The sequence below is a fragment of the Stutzerimonas stutzeri genome, from assembly GCF_024448935.1.
GTDB lineage: Bacteria > Pseudomonadota > Gammaproteobacteria > Pseudomonadales > Pseudomonadaceae > Stutzerimonas > Stutzerimonas stutzeri_AO.
The window spans coordinates 1-1,740 of sequence record NZ_JAMOIE010000209.1; the positions used below are offsets into that span (position 1 = coordinate 1).

1 protein-coding gene is annotated in these 1,740 nt (G+C 57.1%); it reads left to right on the forward strand.

The annotated features are described in order from the left end of the window. A partial coding sequence (locus tag NA637_RS24860; protein ID WP_256075220.1) for a lipopolysaccharide biosynthesis protein occupies positions 1 to 1,591 on the forward strand: 1,591 nt, incomplete at its 5' end. Between the last annotated feature and the right edge of the window lie 149 nt (positions 1,592 to 1,740).

Below are 1,740 nucleotides of genomic sequence, written 5' to 3' on the forward strand. Positions count from 1 at the left end.
GGATGTGAATCCTCCTCCTACCCGATCGTTGAGAATCTCTCAGCGCCCGCCATGCCTGGCGTGCATCCATTCAGTTCGCTCCGGTCACCGCGCCAGTAACCGAGGCGCAGCCGTCTTAGGGCCTCCGGTTTGGAACTTTCTGTTCTGTCGACGCTCTTTTTGTGAAGCCAAATCCATCGATGGATTGCCGGCAGACGGCCTTGGCACGGAGAACCATGAACTCGATATACGCAACGGACGCCCGTCGGAGTCAGGAATGAAAGGCGGAATGGCTCGCTATGGTCGATTGATCATCACCAAGGGCAGCGGGTCGGGCGCAATGCTCGGGCTGAACATTCTGCTGGCGCGAATACTGATACCGGATCTGGCGGGCACGGTATTCTTCTGTGTGGCGCTGGGAACCTTCGTCTCGCTGGTGTCCAGATTAGGTCTGGACGTCGCTTGCCTGAAAAACATTGCGTCCTTGCAAGACGATCGACAGCGCAGCTATTTCGATCGGTCGCTGACGCTCGCTTTCCTTGCGAACATCCCGGCCATTCTGATCGGTCTGGTGGTGGTTTGGTTCTCCAAGACTACCGAGTCGCACTTTCAACTATCGGCCGTACTCTTCGCCACGGCGGCGCTATGCATATCGCTCACGCATATCTCGAGCGAAACGCTCAAGGCAAAGGAACGAACCAGCGAAGGGCTGTTCTGGCAGACCGGTTTCCAGCCAGGTTTGACGCTAATACTGGTGTGGATCACAGGCAACGAACTGAACACAGTGGTCGCCTGTTTCGCCGTGAGCTACGTGCTGGGCATGCTCGGTTCGGTCACGCGCGCCAGAATGAGCATGCCGAGAGCGTCGGGTAGCGGGGCCGTCGGTTGGAAAGAGATGCTGGTGTTGTGCCTGCCCTTGATGCTCATCGCTGCCGCCAACAGCGTGATCGAATTGTCCGATACGCTGTTGTTGGGCCTGATGCGCTCGGCGGGTGAGGTCAGCATCTATTACATCTGCGCGAAGGTGACGGCTCTGTCCACTACGCTGTTGTTCATCATCAACGGAACCATAGCCCCGAGCATCTCCAGGCGGTGGTCTGGCCGGGATTATGCCGGCGCGTTCGATATCGTTAATAAATACTCAAAGGTAATGTTCGGACTGGCTGTCTTTATCCTGGCAGCGATTTTTCTGTTGCACGACTATATCCTCATGGTTTTCGGTGAGCAGTACCGCAGGGAAGGGGCCTTCCCCTTGCTGATATTGGCCACCGGGTACTTCTTCGTTCTGGCTGCAGGCCCCTTGTGCATCTTCATGACCATGACCGGCAATCATCGTCAGTACATGTACAACAATATGGCGGCCGCTGTGCTTAACCTCGTTCTGAACCTGATCCTTATCCCCCGATATGGGGTGAACGGCGCCTGTTTCGCAACCGCAACCGCGTTGTCGCTGAAGAACATCCTGCTCTACGTCCAGTTCAAGCGAATACAGCGTAGAGCGGAAGGCGATAGTTCGGAACACGAGATCTCGGCACAACGCGAGCCTGCTTCAAGCGGCGGCGTCCATTGCTTGGTACCACCTGAGCTACGAGCAAAACTGGTTCAAAGCTGACTTCCTGCTTCATCGAGGCCGGTTTCACTCCGGTCTTGCGACCGGAGCCAGAGCCCGCCTCTCCACAGGCCGCGACCGTGGAACTCACGGCCAGATTCTTCAGGTTGATCGCGGCGTTGAGGTCGCGGTTGTGGACGCTGCCGCAGGCC